General features: G+C 63.8%; 17 protein-coding genes. 16 read left to right on the forward strand and 1 reads right to left on the reverse strand.

Translation table 11 applies throughout. The features are described from left to right. The first annotated feature begins 142 nt into the window (after positions 1-142). The 13 genes from arnB (at position 143) to ACZ5BO_RS18130 (ending at position 12,495) form a co-directional block, all read left to right on the forward strand. Positions 143-1,282 carry a UDP-4-amino-4-deoxy-L-arabinose aminotransferase gene (gene arnB / locus ACZ5BO_RS18070; RefSeq protein ID WP_464695977.1) on the forward strand — a complete coding sequence of 380 codons (1,140 nt, stop codon included), beginning with the start codon at positions 143-145 and terminating at the stop codon, positions 1,280-1,282. A 5-nt stretch (positions 1,283-1,287) separates the two neighbouring features. Further along, positions 1,288-2,307: an undecaprenyl-phosphate 4-deoxy-4-formamido-L-arabinose transferase gene (arnC, locus tag ACZ5BO_RS18075; RefSeq protein WP_025127339.1), complete on the forward strand. Its 1,020-nt coding sequence runs from the start codon at positions 1,288-1,290 to the stop codon at positions 2,305-2,307. Beyond that, complete coding sequence (gene arnA, locus ACZ5BO_RS18080) at positions 2,304-4,310, forward strand: bifunctional UDP-4-amino-4-deoxy-L-arabinose formyltransferase/UDP-glucuronic acid oxidase ArnA (protein WP_464695979.1); 2,007 nt, start codon at positions 2,304-2,306, stop codon at positions 4,308-4,310. Before arnC ends, arnA begins: the two co-directional genes overlap by 4 nt. Further along, complete coding sequence (arnD, locus tag ACZ5BO_RS18085; protein ID WP_464695980.1) at positions 4,310-5,194, forward strand: 4-deoxy-4-formamido-L-arabinose-phosphoundecaprenol deformylase; 885 nt, start codon at positions 4,310-4,312, stop codon at positions 5,192-5,194. The genes arnA and arnD overlap by 1 nt, the downstream gene beginning before the upstream one ends. Next, positions 5,191-6,840: a lipid IV(A) 4-amino-4-deoxy-L-arabinosyltransferase gene (arnT, locus tag ACZ5BO_RS18090; RefSeq protein WP_464695981.1), complete on the forward strand. Its 1,650-nt coding sequence runs from the start codon at positions 5,191-5,193 to the stop codon at positions 6,838-6,840. The genes arnD and arnT overlap by 4 nt, the downstream gene beginning before the upstream one ends. Continuing rightward, entirely contained in the window at positions 6,837-7,181 is a 345-nt protein-coding gene (arnE, locus tag ACZ5BO_RS18095; RefSeq protein WP_464695983.1) for a 4-amino-4-deoxy-L-arabinose-phosphoundecaprenol flippase subunit ArnE, read from the forward strand. The genes arnT and arnE overlap by 4 nt, the downstream gene beginning before the upstream one ends. Next, entirely contained in the window at positions 7,178-7,591 is a 414-nt protein-coding gene (gene arnF / locus ACZ5BO_RS18100) for a 4-amino-4-deoxy-L-arabinose-phosphoundecaprenol flippase subunit ArnF (RefSeq protein WP_025127344.1), read from the forward strand. The genes arnE and arnF overlap by 4 nt, the downstream gene beginning before the upstream one ends. Beyond that, complete coding sequence (locus ACZ5BO_RS18105; protein WP_025127345.1) at positions 7,588-8,952, forward strand: UDP-glucose dehydrogenase family protein; 1,365 nt, start codon at positions 7,588-7,590, stop codon at positions 8,950-8,952. The genes arnF and ACZ5BO_RS18105 overlap by 4 nt, the downstream gene beginning before the upstream one ends. Next, positions 8,953-10,578 (forward strand): ArnT family glycosyltransferase, encoded by a 1,626-nt coding sequence (locus tag ACZ5BO_RS18110; protein ID WP_464695984.1) that lies wholly within the window; start codon positions 8,953-8,955, stop codon positions 10,576-10,578. Positions 10,579-10,620: 42 nt separating this feature from the next. Then, positions 10,621-11,136 carry a GNAT family N-acetyltransferase gene (locus tag ACZ5BO_RS18115; RefSeq protein WP_025127347.1) on the forward strand — a complete coding sequence of 172 codons (516 nt, stop codon included), beginning with the start codon at positions 10,621-10,623 and terminating at the stop codon, positions 11,134-11,136. A 33-nt stretch (positions 11,137-11,169) separates the two neighbouring features. Continuing rightward, positions 11,170-11,295 carry a hypothetical protein gene (locus tag ACZ5BO_RS18120; RefSeq protein WP_464695985.1) on the forward strand — a complete coding sequence of 42 codons (126 nt, stop codon included), beginning with the start codon at positions 11,170-11,172 and terminating at the stop codon, positions 11,293-11,295. Positions 11,296-11,319: 24 nt separating this feature from the next. Then, positions 11,320-11,565 (forward strand): hypothetical protein, encoded by a 246-nt coding sequence (locus ACZ5BO_RS18125; protein WP_464695986.1) that lies wholly within the window; start codon positions 11,320-11,322, stop codon positions 11,563-11,565. A 222-nt stretch (positions 11,566-11,787) separates the two neighbouring features. Continuing rightward, positions 11,788-12,495: an HPP family protein gene (locus ACZ5BO_RS18130; RefSeq protein WP_025127349.1), complete on the forward strand. Its 708-nt coding sequence runs from the start codon at positions 11,788-11,790 to the stop codon at positions 12,493-12,495. Positions 12,496-12,594: 99 nt separating this feature from the next. Here ACZ5BO_RS18130 and ACZ5BO_RS18135 read toward each other — a convergent pair whose 3' ends face one another. Continuing rightward, entirely contained in the window at positions 12,595-13,458 is an 864-nt protein-coding gene (locus ACZ5BO_RS18135) for a LysR family transcriptional regulator (protein ID WP_464695987.1), read from the reverse strand. A 358-nt stretch (positions 13,459-13,816) separates the two neighbouring features. On the opposite strand from ACZ5BO_RS18135, the gene ACZ5BO_RS18140 reads away from it, so the two are divergent. From ACZ5BO_RS18140 to ACZ5BO_RS18150, 3 genes are read left to right on the forward strand one after another with little or no spacing between them, the layout of a single operon-like run. Then, entirely contained in the window at positions 13,817-14,230 is a 414-nt protein-coding gene (locus ACZ5BO_RS18140) for a GtrA family protein (protein WP_464695988.1), read from the forward strand. Next, positions 14,217-15,206 carry a glycosyltransferase family 2 protein gene (locus ACZ5BO_RS18145; protein WP_464695989.1) on the forward strand — a complete coding sequence of 330 codons (990 nt, stop codon included), beginning with the start codon at positions 14,217-14,219 and terminating at the stop codon, positions 15,204-15,206. The genes ACZ5BO_RS18140 and ACZ5BO_RS18145 overlap by 14 nt, the downstream gene beginning before the upstream one ends. Next, positions 15,206-16,615, forward strand: a complete 1,410-nt coding sequence (locus ACZ5BO_RS18150) for an ArnT family glycosyltransferase (RefSeq protein ID WP_464695990.1) — start codon at positions 15,206-15,208, stop codon at positions 16,613-16,615. The genes ACZ5BO_RS18145 and ACZ5BO_RS18150 overlap by 1 nt, the downstream gene beginning before the upstream one ends. Positions 16,616-16,780 lie beyond the last annotated feature (165 nt).

A 16,780-nucleotide genomic window follows, 5' to 3' on the forward strand; every position in this document is an offset into this window, starting at 1 on the left:
ATTCGCTGCATGGAATGCCCTGTTGGCTCAATAACTGGATGCGCCTTGATGACTGCAAGACCTCCCCGCTTTCCATGAACTGTCTGTTCACCCGCACCACCCCGTATTCCGGCAATTAGCATTGTGTAAACCCGAGGTAACCATGAACCAGGCTTTCCTTCCTTTCTCGCGCCCGAGTATTGGCGAAGAAGAGATCGCTGCAGTGGAGCAGGTTCTGCGCTCCGGCTGGATCACCACCGGCCCGAAAAACCAGGAACTGGAACAGCAGTTCGCCGAACGTGTCGGTGCCCGGCATGCCGTGGCGCTGTCCTCGGCCACCGGCGCCATGCACATCACCCTGCTGGCCCTGGGCATCGGCCCTGGCGACGAAGTCATCACCCCCTCGCAGACCTGGGTCTCCACGGCCAACATGATCTGCCTGCTGGGGGCCACCCCGGTGTTCGTCGACATCGACCCCGACACCCTGATGAGCGATGCGGCGACCATCGAGGCCGCCATCACCCCGCGGACCAAGGCGATCATTCCGGTGCACTACGCCGGTGCCGCCTTCGACCTCGACCCGCTCTACGCCCTGGCAGCACAGCATGGCATCGCGGTGATCGAGGACGCGGCCCACGCCGCAGGCACCACCTACCGTGGGCGTGCCATTGGCGCCCAAGGCACGGCGATCTTCTCCTTCCACGCGATCAAGAACATGACCTGCGCCGAAGGCGCGATGTTCGTCAGCGATGACGAGGCCCTGGCCAACCGGGTGCGCATGCTCAAGTTCCATGGCCTGGGGGTGGACGCCTACGACCGCCTGACCCATGGCCGCAAACCCCAGGCCCAGGTGATCGAGCCCGGCTTCAAGTACAACCTGGCGGACATGAACGCGGCCATTGCCCTGGTGCAGTTGCAGCGGCTGGATGAAATCAACGCCAAGCGCGAAGTGCTGGCCCAGGCCTACCTGCAGCGCCTCGAAGGCTTGCCGGTGCAACCCCTGCTTCAACCCCGGTACCCGCAGCAGCATGCCTGGCACCTGTTCATCCTGCGCATCGACGCCGAACGCTGCGGCCTGGACCGCGATGCCTTCATGAAGGGCCTGCAGGAACAGAACATCGGCACCGGCATCCACTTCATTGCGACCCACCTGCATACCTATTACCGACAGCGCTTCCCTGAAGTGCATCTGCCTCATACCGAGTGGAACTCGGCGCGGCTATGCTCGATTCCACTGTTCCCGGACATGTCCCTCGACGACGTCGAGCGGGTCTCCGGTGCCATTACCAACCTCCTGGACTGAAGCCTTTGAAACCTTATCCGATTCAGTTCGTGTCGATCGTCATTCCGGTCTACAACGAAGAACAGAGCCTCCCCGAGCTGTTGCGGCGCACCGAAGCGGCCTGCCGCCTGCTCAAGCATGATTTCGAGATCGTCCTGGTGGACGACGGCAGCCGCGACGAGTCGGCGAACATCCTGCAGGAAGCCGCCGAGCGCGAAAACAGCCCAGTGGTGGCGGTAATCCTCAACCGCAACTACGGCCAGCACGCGGCGATCATGGCCGGCTTCGAACAATGCCGTGGCGACGTGGTGATCACCCTCGACGCCGACCTGCAGAACCCGCCGGAAGAAATCCCGCGCCTGGTGGCCCAGGCCGAGCTGGGCTACGACGTGGTCGGCACGGTGCGCAACAACCGCCAGGACTCGGCCTTTCGCCGCTGGCCGTCGAAGCTGATCAACCTGGCCGTGCAGCGTTCCACCGGGGTCGCCATGAGCGACTACGGCTGCATGCTGCGGGCCTACCGCCGGACCATCATCGACGCGATGCTGGCCTGCACCGAGCGCAGCACCTTCATTCCGATCCTGGCCAACAGCTTTGCCCGGCACACCACCGAGGTGCTGGTGGAGCACGCCGAGCGCGAGCACGGCGACTCCAAGTACAGCCCGATGCGCCTGATCAACCTGATGTTCGACCTGATCACCTGCATGACCACCACGCCCCTGCGGCTGCTGAGCATCATCGGCTTCGGCATGGCCGGCCTCGGTGCGGTGTTCGCCCTGATGCTGATCGTCCTGCGGCTGATCTTCGGCGCCACCTGGGCCGGCGACGGCACCTTCGTGCTGTTCGCGGTGCTGTTCGTGTTCACCGGTGGCCAGTTCATCGGCATGGGCCTCTTGGGTGAATACCTGGGGCGCATGTACAGCGACGTGCGCGCCCGCCCACGCTTCTTCATTGAAAAAGTCTTGCGCAGCCAACCGGCGGCTCCGGCCCCGACTGTGACTGTCGACGGTTTAACTTCCACCCATACTGATCAGGTTTCGCCATGAGCAATAAAGCTATCGTCTTCGCCTACCACGACATCGGCTGTGCAGGCATCGAAGCCCTGCTCAACGCAGGTTATGAGATCGCCGCGGTGTTCACCCACGCCGACGACCCCAAGGAAAACACCTTCTACGGCTCGGTGGCCCAGCTCTGCGCACGCAAGGGCATTGCCGTGCACGCCCCGGAAGATGCCAACCATCCGCTGTGGATCGAGCGCATCGCCAAGCTCGACCCCGACTACCTGTTCTCTTTCTACTACCGCAACCTGCTGAGCGAGCCACTGCTGGCCACCGCGAAAAAGGGTGCGTTCAACCTGCACGGCTCGCTGCTGCCGCACTACCGTGGCCGCGCACCGGCCAACTGGGTGCTGGTCAAGGGCGAAACCGAAACCGGCGTGACCCTGCACCGCATGGTCAAGCGCGCCGACGCCGGCGCCATCATTGCCCAGCAACGGGTCGCCATCGAGCGCAGCGACACCGCGCTGACCCTGCACCACAAACTGCGTGACGCCGCCGCCAGCCTGCTGCGCGACACCCTGCCGGCACTGGCCCAGGGCAAGATCACCGAGACCGCCCAGGACGAATCCAAGGCCAGCTATTTCGGTCGTCGCACTGCAGCGGACGGCAAGATCGACTGGCAGCGCCCGGCCGAAGAACTGTTCAACCTGGTACGTGCCGTCACCCAGCCGTACCCGGGCGCCTTCTGCGCCGTGGGCGAGCACAAGCTGATCGTCTGGAGCGCCGAAGTCGCCAAGGGCAATGAAGGCCAGGCCCCGGGCCGGGTCATCAGGGTCGACCCGCTGCGCATCGCTTGCGGCGAAGATTCCCTGGTCATCACCTCGGGCCAGCGCAATGCCAACGGCCTGTACCTGGGCGGCCCGCAACTGGCCAATGAACTGGGCCTGGTGGACGGCTCGATCCTGCGCGGTGCGGAGTCCGGCCGTAAGCCACGTCGCACCCGGGTACTGATCCTCGGCGTCAACGGCTTTATCGGCAACCACCTGTCCGAGCGCCTGCTGCGTGACGACAAGTACGACGTCTACGGCCTGGACATCGGCTCCGACGCCATCGAACGCCTGCGCAGCCACCCCAACTTCCACTTCGTCGAAGGCGATATCAGCATTCACTCCGAGTGGATCGAATACCACATCAAGAAGTGCGACGTGGTCCTGCCGCTGGTGGCCATCGCCACCCCGATCGAATACACCCGCAACCCACTGCGCGTGTTCGAACTGGACTTCGAGGAAAACCTCAAGCTGGTGCGCTACTGCGTCAAGTACAACAAGCGCGTGATCTTCCCGTCGACCTCGGAAGTCTATGGCATGTGCCAGGACAAGAACTTCGACGAAGACACCTCCAACCTGATCGTCGGCCCGATCAACAAGCAGCGCTGGATCTACTCGGTGTCCAAGCAGTTGCTGGACCGGGTGATCTGGGCCTACGGCGCCAAGGGCCTGAACTTCACCCTGTTCCGTCCGTTCAACTGGATGGGCCCGCGCCTGGACCGTCTGGATTCGGCACGCATCGGCAGCTCCCGGGCCATCACCCAGTTGATCCTCAACCTGGTGGAAGGCACGCCGATCCGTCTGTTCGACGGTGGCGAGCAGAAGCGCTGCTTCACCGACATCGCCGACGGCATCGAAGCCCTGGCGCGCATCGTCGACAACGACAATGACTGCTGCAACGGCCAGATCGTCAACATCGGCAACCCGGACAACGAAGCCAGCATCCGCCAGCTGGGCGAAGAGCTGCTGCGTCAGTTCGAAGCCCACCCGCTGCGCAGCAACTTCCCGCCGTTCGCCGGTTTCCGCGACGTCGAAAGCAAGGCTTTCTACGGCGCCGGCTACCAGGACGTGGAACACCGCAAGCCAAGCATCGACAACGCCAAGCGCCTGCTGAACTGGGAGCCGACCGTGGAAATGAGCGAAACCATCGGTAATACCCTGGACTTCTTCCTGCGTGAAGCCATGCTGGAAATCGCCGATCGCGCCAAGAAAGAAGCACGCTGATGCAGGCAGGTCTGCGCATTGATGTCGATACCTACCGCGGCACCCGGGAGGGGGTGCCACGGCTGCTCGAAACGCTGGATGAGGCCGGGGTCAAGGCGACCTTCTTCTTCAGCGTCGGGCCGGACAACATGGGGCGCCACCTGTGGCGCCTGATCCGTCCGCAGTTCCTCTGGAAAATGCTGCGGTCCAATGCCGCGGGCCTGTACGGCTGGGACATTCTCCTGGCCGGCACTGCCTGGCCGGGCAAACCCATAGGCCGGGACCTGGGGCACTTGATGCGCCAGACCCTGGCCGCCGGCCATGAAGTCGGCCTGCACGCCTGGGATCACCACGGCTGGCAGGCCAATACCGGGCGTTGGAGCCAGGCACAACTGATCGAACAGATCCGCCTGGGCGTCGACTGCCTCAACGATATTCTCGGGCAAGCGGTGAGCTGCTCGGCGTCCGCCGGTTGGCGCGCCGATGAACGCGTCATCGAGGCCAAGCAACAATTCGGCTTTCGCTACAACAGCGATTGCCGCGGCCAGAGCCTGTTCCAGCCGCGCCTGGCGGACGGCAGCCTGGGCGCACCACAGATTCCGGTGGACCTGCCGACCTTCGACGAAGTGGTCGGGCCGGTGGTGGCCGCCAATGATTTCAACCGCTTCATCCTTGACCGGTTCAGCCCGGACAAACTCAACGTCTATACGGTGCATGCCGAAGTAGAAGGGATTCTCATGGCCAATGATTTCCGCCAGCTGCTGGCCAGTGCCAAGCAGCGCGACATCCACTTCCAGCCCCTGGGGGACCTGCTCCCGGCCAACCCTGCCAGCCTGCCCGTTGGCCAGGTGGTGCGCGGCGCCCTGGAAGGCCGCGAAGGCTGGCTGGGAGTGCAAGGCGCATGACCAGACGTTGGGCCCTGCCGCTGTTGCTGATCGCTTTCGGTCTGTTCTACCTGTTGCCCATGGCCACCCACGGCCTGTGGATTCCCGATGAAACCCGCTACGCGCAGATCAGCCAGGAAATGCTCCTGAGCGGCCACTGGGCGTCGCCGCATTTCATGGGCATCCGCTATTTCGAGAAACCCGTCGCCGGCTACTGGATGATGGCCATCGGGCAGGCGCTGTTTGGCGACAACCTGTTCGGCGTGCGCGTGGCCTCGGCCCTGAGCACCGGCCTCAGCGTGATCCTGGTGTACCTGCTGGCCCGGCGCCTGTGGAACGATCCACGCAAGAGCCTGGCCTGTGCCCTGCTCTACATGAGCTTCACCGTGGTCGCGCTGCTGGCCGGCTACGCCAACCTCGATCCGCAGTTCACCTTCTGGGTCAACCTGAGCCTGGTGGCGCTGTGGTTCACCTTCGACTGCCAGACCCGGCGCGGCCAGTTGATGGCCTGGGTGGTGCTGGGCCTGGCCTGCGGCATGGGCTTCATGACCAAGGGTTTCCTTGCCTGGCTGCTGCCGGTACTGGTGGCCCTGCCCTATGCGATCTGGCAGAAGCGCTTGCGTGCGCTGCTGGTGTACGGCGGCATCGGTGTGCTGGTGGCGGTGCTCATCAGCCTGCCCTGGGCCCTGGCGGTGCATGCCCAGGAACCGGATTACTGGCGGTTCTTCTTCTGGCACGAACACATCCGCCGCTTCGCCGGTGACGATGCCCAGCACGCTTCGCCCTGGTGGTACTACCTGCCGCTGCTGGTGGGGTTCTGCGTGCCCTGGGTGCTGTTGCTGCCGGTCGGCCTCAAGCAGGCCTGGCAGGACCGACGCACTCCCGCTAGCGGTTTTCTGCTGCTGTGCCTGGTCCTGCCCCTGGCCTTCTTCAGCCTGAGCAAGGGCAAGCTGCCGGCCTATATCCTGCCGTGCCTGCTGCCCCTGGCGCTGTTGATGGGCAGCGCCCTGATCGACCGCCTGGCCGCCGGCAAGACCCGGATCGTCAGCCTCAACGGGCTGCTCAATCTGCTGGTCGGGGTGCTGGCCCTGCTGGCCCTGGTGTACTTCCAGATGAAGAAGCCGGTGTTCGTCAACGAGCCGCAGCACCTGGTGCTGGTGTACGTGCTGCTACTGGGCTGGATCCTCAGCAACCTGCTGCAGGCCATGCGCCCCCTGACCCTGTGGGCCGCACCGGCCCTGGGCAGTTTCCTGCTGGTGGCCCTGGCCCCGGCGGCGTTGCCCAACTCGGTGGTCTACAACAAGATTCCCGACCAGTTCATCATCGATCACGTGGCCGAACTGGGGCAGGCCAAGGCGTTGCTGAGCAATGACCTGGGCGCGGCTTCGGCCCTGGCCTGGCGCCTGCGGCGTCCAGACGTGACCCTGTACAACACCTCCGGCGAGGTGAAATACGGCCTGGCCTATTCAGACTCGATCCAGCGCAAGGTCGACCTCAACCAGGTCCAGCCGTGGATCGCCGAAGCCCGCAAGCAGGGTTCCATCGGCGTGGTGATGCGGGTCAAGAGCAGTGACGAGATCCACGAAGTCGAACTGCTGCCCAAGGACGCCAAGCGCTACGAGCAAGGCAATATCGTGATCTTCATCATTCCCCAGAGCCAGCCATGAGCCTGGTGCTTCTACTCCTGGCCTGCGGGCTGACCTGCCTCGGCCAGGTGGCGCAGAAGTTCGCCGTGGAAAGCTGGCGCGACCAGCCGTCGAGCCTGCTGCACAAGCTGCGCTCGGGCTGGCTGTGGCTGGCCCTGTTCAGCCTCGGCCTGGGCCTGCTGGTGTGGCTGCTGGTGCTGCAACGCATGGAGGTGGGCGTGGCCTACCCGATGCTCAGCCTGAATTTCGTGTTGATTACCCTGATTGCCCGCTTCGTCTTCGACGAGCCCATCGACCGTCGCCATTGGTTCGGCGTGGCCCTGGTGATTGGCGGTGTGCTGCTGTTGAGTCGCCACGCATGAGCCGGGCCAAGGGATTCGCCTTCGCCCTGGGCAGCGTGGCCCTGGTCAGCGGCGCCCAGCTGGGCATGCGCTGGAGCATGACCCGCCTGCCCGCCCCGGATCAGTGGCTGGCGGCGCTGAGTGCCGGCAGCGTCGATCTCGCGGCCCTGGCGGTGGTCATCGCGGCCATCGGCGCCTATGCGCTGTCGATGCTCTGCTGGCTGCTGGCCCTGCGCGACCTGCCGCTGGGACGGGCCTATTCGTTGCTGAGCATCAGCTACGCCCTGGTCTACCTGCTGGCCGCCGGCCTGCCGCTGTTCAACGAACCGTTCACGCTTTCCAAAACCCTCGGGGTGGCCTTGGTCATCCTCGGGGTCATTACCATCAACTCTCGACCTGCACCCGCGACAAGTCCCAGGAATACCCCATGAAAATCAGCGTATTTGGAAGTGGTTACGTCGGCCTTGTACAAGCCGCCGTATTGGCTGAAGTCGGCCACGATGTCATCTGCATGGACATCGATGAGCAAAAGGTCAAACAGCTGCAACAGGGGCATGTGAGCATCTTCGAGCCCGGGCTCGCGAGCCTGGTGAAGGAAAACCTCGAGGCCAAGCGCCTGCACTTCACCAGCGATGAAAAACTCGCGGTGCAGCACGGCCAGGTGCTGTTCATCGCCGTCGGCACGCCGTCCAGCGAAGACGGCTCGGCGGACCTGCGCTACGTGCTGTCGGTGGGCGATGCGGTGGCCCGCCACCGCGAGCAGCCGGCGATCCTGGTGGAAAAATCCACCGTACCGGTGGGCACTGGCGATACCTTGAAGGCGCACATCGAAAAGGCCCTCGACGGCCGTGCGCTGCAATTCGATATCGTCTCCAACCCGGAATTCCTCAAGGAAGGCTCGGCCGTCAGCGACTGCCGCCGTCCGGACCGGATCATCATCGGCTGCGAGCGCGAGGAAGTGCGTGAGGTGATGCGCGACCTGTATGCGCCATTCAACCGCAACCACGACCGCATCATGTTCATGGACCTGCGCAGCGCCGAGCTGACCAAATACGCGGCCAACTGCATGCTGGCCACCAAGATCAGCTTCATCAACCAGATCGCCGAGCTGGCCGAGCACCTGGGCGCGGACATCGAATCGGTGCGCCTGGGCATCGGTGCCGACTCACGCATCGGCTATCACTTCATCTACCCGGGCTGCGGCTACGGCGGCTCGTGCTTTCCCAAGGACATGCGCGCCCTGATCCACAGTGCCCAGGAAGCCCACTGCTCGAGCGACCTTTTGCAAGCGGTGGAAGCCATCAACGAACGGCAGAAACACAAGCTGTTCGAGCGCATCAACGCCTTCTACAAGGGCGACCTGGCGGGCAAGACCTTCGCCGTCTGGGGCCTGGCGTTCAAGCCCAACACCGACGACATGCGTGATGCGCCGAGCCGGGTGCTGCTCGATGCCTTGTTCGCCGCCGGGGCCGAAGTCCGTGCCTTCGACCCGGAAGCCATGCAGGAAACCCAAAAGCTCTACCCGGACGAATCGAAGCTGATGCTCATGGGCACTCCGGAATCAGTGCTGGTGGGTGCCGACGCACTGATCATCTGCACCGAGTGGCAGCAGTTCAAGGCGCCGGATTTCGACTTGATCGAGCAGCGCCTGAAATCCCCGGTGATCTTCGACGGGCGCAACCTGTACGACGCCGAACGCCTGGCGCGCAATGGCTTCACCTACTTCCCGATCGGTCGCGGTGAATCGCGCAACCTGCCGATTCCTCACCAGCAGTGGACTCCCGAGGCCTGAATGAACACCTCCCCCAGCTCCCCTTCGAACACACTTCTCTGGCAATCGTTGGGGCTGGGGCTGTTGGCCTTGCTGCTGTTCTGCGCCGGTGCCGACCATCAGTCGGCGATCGGCTTCGATTCGCGCTTCGTGCTGTTTGCCAAGGAAATGCTGCGCCACGGGCCGGGGTTCTTCCCCACCACCTATGGCCAGCCCTATGCCGACTATTCCAGCGCCTCGACCCTGCTGGTCTGGCTGTTCTCCCTGCCTTCGGGCCAGGTCAGCAGTCTTAGCGCCTGGTTGCCCACGGCCATCGCCTCGGCCTTGATCGTCAGCCTGGTCTATCGCCTGTTGGCCCCCTATTCCCGGACCTGGGCGCTGTTGAGCATTGCCTTGCTCCTGCTCAGCAACACCTTCATCAGCGAAACCCGCGCCGTGTCCCTGGACCAGATGCTCGCCGCGGTGTCCCTGGCGGTGTTCTACCTGGGTTATGCCCATGACCACTTCGGCGCTCCACGGCGCCTGGGCTGGATCTTCCTCCTGCTGCTCCTGGGTTTTGCCATTCGCGGGCCCATCGGCCTGGTGATCCCCACCGGCATGCTGTGCAGCTACTACCTGATGTCCGGCCAGTGGCGGCGGCTGTTCAGCGTCGGTTTCAGTGCCCTGTTGCTGTTGGGTGCCTGCGTTGCCTTGTTGCTCTGGCTGGCCAAACTCAGCGGCGGCCAGGTTTTTGTCGACGATGTGATCCGCATGCAGTTCATGGGCCGCATGGATGGCAGCGAAGGCTCCAGCGGGGTGTTCTATTACTTCACCAGTTCCCTGGGCAATTACGCCCTGGCCTACCCGCTGGCGATCCTCACGTGGATCGCGGTGTTGCTGAAGCGCCCTGGCCAACCCGGCCCGGCCTTGAACCTGCTGCGCCTGTGCACTGCCGCCGGCCTGGTGGTGATGATCGGCCTGTCGATTCCCCAGGCGAAAAAGGCCCGTTACCTGCTGCCGATGCTGCCCATGGCGGCAATCATTGCTGCCTATCCGTTCCAGGCCGGCCGGGAGCGCCTCATGGGCTGGCTGCGCGGGTTGATCCAGGGCTTGTGGCTGTTGCTGCCAGGGCTGCTGATCATCGGCCTGATGGTGTTGCGCCGCAGGTTTCCCGAGCACCTGAGCGACCTCACCCCAATGCTGCTGATACTGGGCCTGTTGCAACTGCTGTCCCTGGGGCTGCTGTGCAAACGCCAGTGGCGCGCCGTGGGCCTGGCCTACAGTGCGGTGGCGGCGGTCTGGGCCTGTTACATCGGGGTGTTCGAGCCGGTGGAGCACCAGCTCTATGACACTCGGGCATTCAGCCACGCGGCCATGCAATTGATCGAAGCGGACCCGGCGCCGGTGGTCCTGCACCGCATGGGCAAGGATGCCAAGGCGATCAAGTTCATGGTCAACCTGGACCGCGACCTGCAACCGCAGTTCACCGACCAGCCGGCAGCCCTGGCCCAGGTCCCGGGGCCGGCCTGGGTGATCCTCGACCAGAGCGACCTGCCGAGCCTGCAGGGCACGCCCCTGGCACAGCTGGCCCCGGTACTCAGCGGGCGTTTCGACAAGAACGACTTCATCCTCCTGCACCTGCCCAAGACCAGCGCTGCGCAACCCTGAAACCGTTGCGCGGCCCCCCGCCCGCTCCTTACACTCGCGCCCATGACCATTCAGATTCGTCGGGCGCAGGAGCCCGATGCGGCCTTTCTTCCCGCAATTGAAACCTCGGCTGCCGAGCTGTTCCGCCTGGACCCGGAACTGGCCTGGCTGGCCGAGGCCGAAGTGGCGGACGCCGCCAGCCATCAGGACAACATCCAGCGCCACCCCGTCTGGGTCGCAGTGACCGCTGACAACCAGCGCTGCGGCTTTCTCAACGCCCAGGTCTGTGATCGCGAACTGCATGTCTGGGAAATTTCCGTGGCCAGCCACCACCAGGGCCGGGGCATCGGCAGGCGCCTGCTGCAAGCGGCACGCAAATACGCCCGGCAGCAGCGACTGCAGGCCCTGACCCTGAGCACCTTCCGTGAGCTGCCATGGAACGAGCCGTTCTATCAGCGCCAGGGCTTTGTCACCCTGGAAGAATCACAACTGGACTCGCGCCTGCGCCGGGTCCTGGCCGATGAAGCGCGCCATGGTTTACCCGTGCAGCGGCGCTGCGCCATGCGCCTGAGTCTGTAGGGGCGCTTCACCCTGTAGCTGTCGCAGCAGCTGATGGTCAGCCAGGCCCGGCGGCAAGCCCTGGACACCCTGGCCGCCCTGCTGGCCGGCAATGCCCTGTGGGTGATGCTGCAGCACCCGATCGGGCGCCTGCTAAAACGCGAGCACCTGCGCCACTGAATCCTTGCCGGCAGCGGCCTGTTCATGCCCGGTCCGATCAGCGTCAGCCTGGCCGAGAGCCTGCTGGGCCGGTGCCTGGCGATGGGGCTGTTGACCCTTGGCGAGATGATCATCTACCCGGCGCAATTCCTCTTCACCGGCACCCTGGCCGGCGAAGCGCTGCGCGGCAGCTGCTACGGCGCGCAGAACCGGCGCCCTGAGCCCTATCATCTGTGGCGACCTGCTGACCCACAGTGCACCAGAACATGCTCCACGTCCTCGCCGGCCTGAGGGCCCTTGAGGGCTGCCAGTGCTACCGAAGCGCAAGCCGGGCTCAGCACAGGATCCAAAAATAATGCATTTAAGCAGCATTATTATGAATTTGTCAGGTGTTTGGTTCCTCGGCACACTGTGCCGGTTCCTCCCCCAAATGTTGGAACGTTCAAGGGCTTTCTGGTGATCCAGACAAGCCCTTCTTTTTGCCCGCTCTCTGGAAATGGATCGTTGCTGCCGATGTTTGCCCGCTGGAAACCCGCCGCCATCAATACCCGCCCCCTGGAATGGAGTCGCGCCGCCATCGGCATGGCCCTGGGCACCCTGTTCAGTGTCTGGTTCTGCGCCCAGGTGTTCAGCATGCCGGTAGCGGTGCACCTGATCGGCCCCCTGGGGGCTTCAGCGGTGCTGCTGTTCGCGGTGTCCTCTGGGGCCTTGGCACAGCCTTGGTCGATCCTCGGCGGCTACCTGTGCGCCGCCGTGGTCGCGCTGCTGGTGGCCCAACTGCTGGGACGAACCCTGGGCAGCGCCTGCCTGGCTGCCGGCATGGCTCTGGTGCTGATGTGCTGGCTGCGTTGCCTGCACCCACCGGCCGGGGCCCTGGCCCTGACCCTGGTGCTGGCGGACCCGGCCACCATGAGCCTGGAATGGCGCGAGCTGGGGCCGGTGATGCTGGCGGCCGCCAGCCTGCTGCTGTCTGCCCTGGCCTACAACAACCTGACGCGAATTCGCTACCCCAAGGGCCCCGGCGACCTCCCCGCCGTGCTGGCCTCCTCCCAGGCATCCGGTGACAGCCTGGCAATCACCGCCCAGGACCTGAAGCTGGCCCTGGCGGAGATGGAAGAGTTCTTCGATGTCACCCCCGAAGACCTGGAACAACTGATCCACGCCAGCGAGGTCCATGCCCGACGCCGCAGCATCGGCCAGGTGCTGTCCTCGCGCACCTGAGCCAGGCGCAGCCAGAGTCGCTTGAAAACCACCCAGGACGCTCATGGTTCAACCGGTACTGGCGCTGGCGCCGTTGCTCAGCGTCGAGCAGCCGGCTGCTCAGACCATCGGCGACCAGCGCTGGGACCAGTCATTGTCGTGCTCGATCACTTCGCGCAGGACTGCAAAGGCCTGCTGCAACTGTTGTGAATCCCGCTCGCGGGCATACAGCAGGTAGGTGGGAAAGCTGAACTCCGGGGCTTTTTCCACCCGTTCCAGCACGCCGCTGTCCAGGTAGCTCTGTACCACCCGGGTGCGGAAATAGCCGCTGCCGCCGGCCTCGAGAATGAACTGCAGGGCCAGCGGTCCGAGGTTGAAGCCCACCGCTGCCCTGGCCTGTTCAGGAAGTGCCGCGTCGTGCTGGCGCCGAAAGCCTTCGCCCCAGTCGATGTACACATAGGGCTCGGGGCGGCCGGCCAGACGCACCAGGATCAGTTTTTCCTCGAGCAGTTGCTCCACTTGCAGCCCGGGCGAGTACAGCGGCTGGAACACCAGTGCGGCGTCCAGCACGCCAAGTTCGAGCTGGCGCTGCAGGCTCGCGCCGTCGCCGATCTGGGTACGCAGCGCATGGTTGGGCAAGGCCTGGCGCAGGCGCCGCACCCAGTTGAGCATCAACGGATTGCACAGGCTCAGTTCGCCGCCGATGTGCAACACATTGCGGTAGCCCGCCAGCAGAGGCAGATCGCGCTGGGCCGCTTCCCAGGTTTGCACCAGCTGGTTAGCGTAGGTGATGAAAGCCTCGCCATCGGCAGTGGGCCGGGCGCCAGCGCGGTTGCGCACGAGCAACTTGCAGTTGAGCTGGCTCTCCAGGTTCTGCACCCGGGCGCTGATGGCGGTCTGGGTCAGGTGCAGGCGCTCGGCCGCAGCCACCAGGCTGCCGCTGCGGACGATTTCAAGGAAGGTACGGGCCAGTTCGATGTCCATGGTGCCTCGTCATTGGAAAGTCGAGCGCCATTGTAGCGGCGACGTTCACCAGCCGCGCCATTGAAGTGGCAATGAACAGAATGAGCGCTGCGGACCCACAACAATGAATAGCGTGGATAACAACTGGATAACGACGCCGTCATTTAACTGACAACTAACGAGTTGCAACTTGATTAAATACCCAGGACAAATTTCCGGATAAAAAGATAACAATATTGAAACTATAAATCTTGAAACATTTAATCGCAGCGACCAACATATTTTTCACAAATCCTGCCTCGGCAAATGACATCTTTGATTCAAGGATTCTCGCCACTTCAAACTCGGACAATACAATCTGCCAAGGCAGGAGTGTTTAATGCTGCGCCTCTCCAACAAAGTTCAACGACAACATGTCATCCAACTCCCGCGTTATCTGCTGGTGGGTGGTTTTGCCACTGCCAGTCACTATGGCGTCTTCCTGCTGTTGATCGGCCTTACCGGGCCTCTGCCTGCCAGCCTCGCCGGCGCCCTGGCCGGGACCCTGCTCAGCTACCTGGGCAATCGCCGCTGGACCTTTGCCCAGAACCAGTCGGCCAGCGGCAACGGGCAGTTGATGCGGTTTGCCATTACGGCCCTGGGCTACAACCTCGGCAATGCCGCGATGATGCTGTTGTTACTGGATCACTGGCCACAGTCGCCCCTTCAATTGCAATTGTTCTGCAGCGCCAGCCTGACGCTGATGACTTACTGGACCCACCGCGCCTGGACGTTCAAACATGAACCCAACTGAAGAATTCACTGTTCCCGGGACCCGCTTCTTGAGCGTGGTGATCTGCTGTTATAACGAGGCCCATGTATTGCCGCAGTTCCATGCCCGGTTGATGACGGCAATCAACCAACTATCGATTCGCCATGAAGTACTTTATGTGAACGATGGCAGTAGCGACGGCAGCCTGGCGCTATTCGACGGCTTTTGCCAATCGCCCGAAGTGCGCTGCCTTAATCTCTCGCGCAACTTCGGCAAGGAGTCGGCCATGGCGGCCGGTATCGACCACGCCTGTGGCGAGGCGATCCTGTTTATCGACGCCGACCTGCAAGACCCTCCCGAACTGATCCCGCAGATGGTCGAACACTGGCTGGCCGGTTGCGACATCGTCAACATGCAGCGCAGCGACCGACGCAGCGATACCGCCGGCAAACGCATCAGCGCCATGCTCTATTACCGCCTGCTGCGGGTCCTGGTGGACAAGTACGCGGTCCCCCAGGACGTCAGCGACTTCCGCCTGATCGGTCCCGCACCGCTGCGGGCGCTGCGGGCCATGCCCGAGCGGGCGCGGTTCATGAAGGGCATGGTCAACTGGCTGGGGTTCAAGACCGTGGAGCTGCCGTATGACCGTGCGGCGCGCAGTGCCGGCCAGTCCAAGTGGGGGCCACTGGCCCTGGTGGACCTGGCGATCGAGGGCATCGTGGCCTTTTCCCGCAAGCCCTTGCGCTGGTTCAGCCTGCTCAGCGCCGGGATCTTTTTGCTGACCCTGATCTATATCGCTCGGCAGATCGGCACCGGCAGCCTGAACATTCATGACTTCATCCTCGGCGTCGGCGCCATGCTGTCCCTGGGTGTGGCCCTGGTGGGCGAATACATCGGGGCCACCCTGAGCGAGGTCAAGCGCCGGCCGGTGTACCTGCTCAGCAGCACCTTCGGTGGCTTGGCCAAGCGCCTGGCGGCGCCCACGACGCCACGACTGGGCAAGGAAGAGAAAAACTGATGAAGCGACTTTCCATTGGTTCGTTGTGGTGGCTGCTGTGGGCCATTCTCGGCTTGCGCCTGCTCAGCCTCGGGCTGTATCCGCTGATGGACACCTCCGAGGCCCGTTATGCAGAAATGGCCCGCAAGATGCTCGAGCTCGATGACTGGGTGACCCCCATGTTCGATTACGGCGTGCCGTTCTGGGGCAAGCCGCCACTGGCGTTCTGGAGCCAGGCGCTGAGCATGCAGTTGCTGGGGGTCAACGAGTTCGCGGCGCGTTTCCCGGCCTGGTTGTTTCATCTGGGCAGTTGCCTGTTGATCCTGCGGTTTGCCCGCGAGGAGCGTGACCTGCGCAGCGGTTTATATGCGGCGATTATCTTTTCCAGCACTACCCTGGGCCTGCTGGGTGCCGGTGTGGTGCTGACTGACCCGGCCCTGGGGTTTGCCCTGTTGCTGGCCAGCTACGGCTTTTGGCGAGCAATGATGCATGGCGACCGGCGTTGGGCCCTGGCGGGTTTTTTCGGCCTGGGCCTGGGCTTGTTGGCCAAAGGGCCGTTGGTGGTGGTGCTGGTCGGAGCCCAGGCGGGGCTCTGGACCCTGCTCAACCGCCAGTGGCAGGCCTTCTGGCGCCTGCCCTGGCTGTCGGGCCTGGGCCTGATGCTGCTGGTGGCCGTGCCCTGGTACGGGTTGGCGGAACTGCGCACGCCGGGTTTCCTCGACTACTTCCTGGTGGGCGAGCACTGGAAGCGCTACGTGGTCAGCGACTGGGCCGGGGACCTGTATGGCAGTGCCCACGCCCGCCCGCCGGGCAGCATCTGGCTCGACCTGCTGCTGGCCCTGTTCCCCTGGAGCCTGTGGTTGCCGATCCTGTGGCTGCAGCGCCGGCACTACCGGGCCCTGCCCCGGTACTACAGCTTCCTGGCCTTGTGGGCGCTAATCACCCCAGCCTTCTTCACTCTGTCGGGAAACATTCTCTGGACCTACGTCCTGCCGGCACTGCCCGCCTGGAGCCTGTTGCTGGCGAGCGCCCTGCACGCCCGTCAGCCCGAGCCGGGCCTGGTAGCGCAGGCCGGAGCCCTGGGCAGCTCGCTGTTGCTGCCCGTGGTCCTGGTGCTGGCGGCGCTCCAGGGCGCGCTGTTCGAGCGCCCGAACAATCAGCAGCCCCTGGTCGCTGCGTGGAAAAAACTCCAGGCCACCCAGCCCGGTACGCTGTACTACTGGGGGCGGCGTTCGTACTCCGCAGAGTTCTACAGCGCAGGTCAGGCCCGGCACATCGAGGCGCTCACGGCACTGCCGGACCATGGTCCGTATTATCTGGTGCGCCGGGAAAAGGACCTGGATCCAGAGCGTAACGAGCTGGCGCCGCTGCAGTGCAGTGAGCAGTTGCGGGCCAGCCGGAGCGTGCTGTTGCGCTGTGCCGGGCGCTGAGCAGGCCAGTGCCTGCCACAAAACGGAGGTGGGCTGTTCTTGAGGTAAAAATGCACAGCCAACCTGCATTTTTTGGGGTTGTATTAGGCAAATTTGCACTGTTACGATCCAGCGATGCTCGTGCGCGAGCGTCTTATAAAAAACAATAAAAGCAGGGAGTTAGTG

The sequence above is a fragment of the Pseudomonas sp. FFPRI_1 genome, assembly GCF_055384485.1.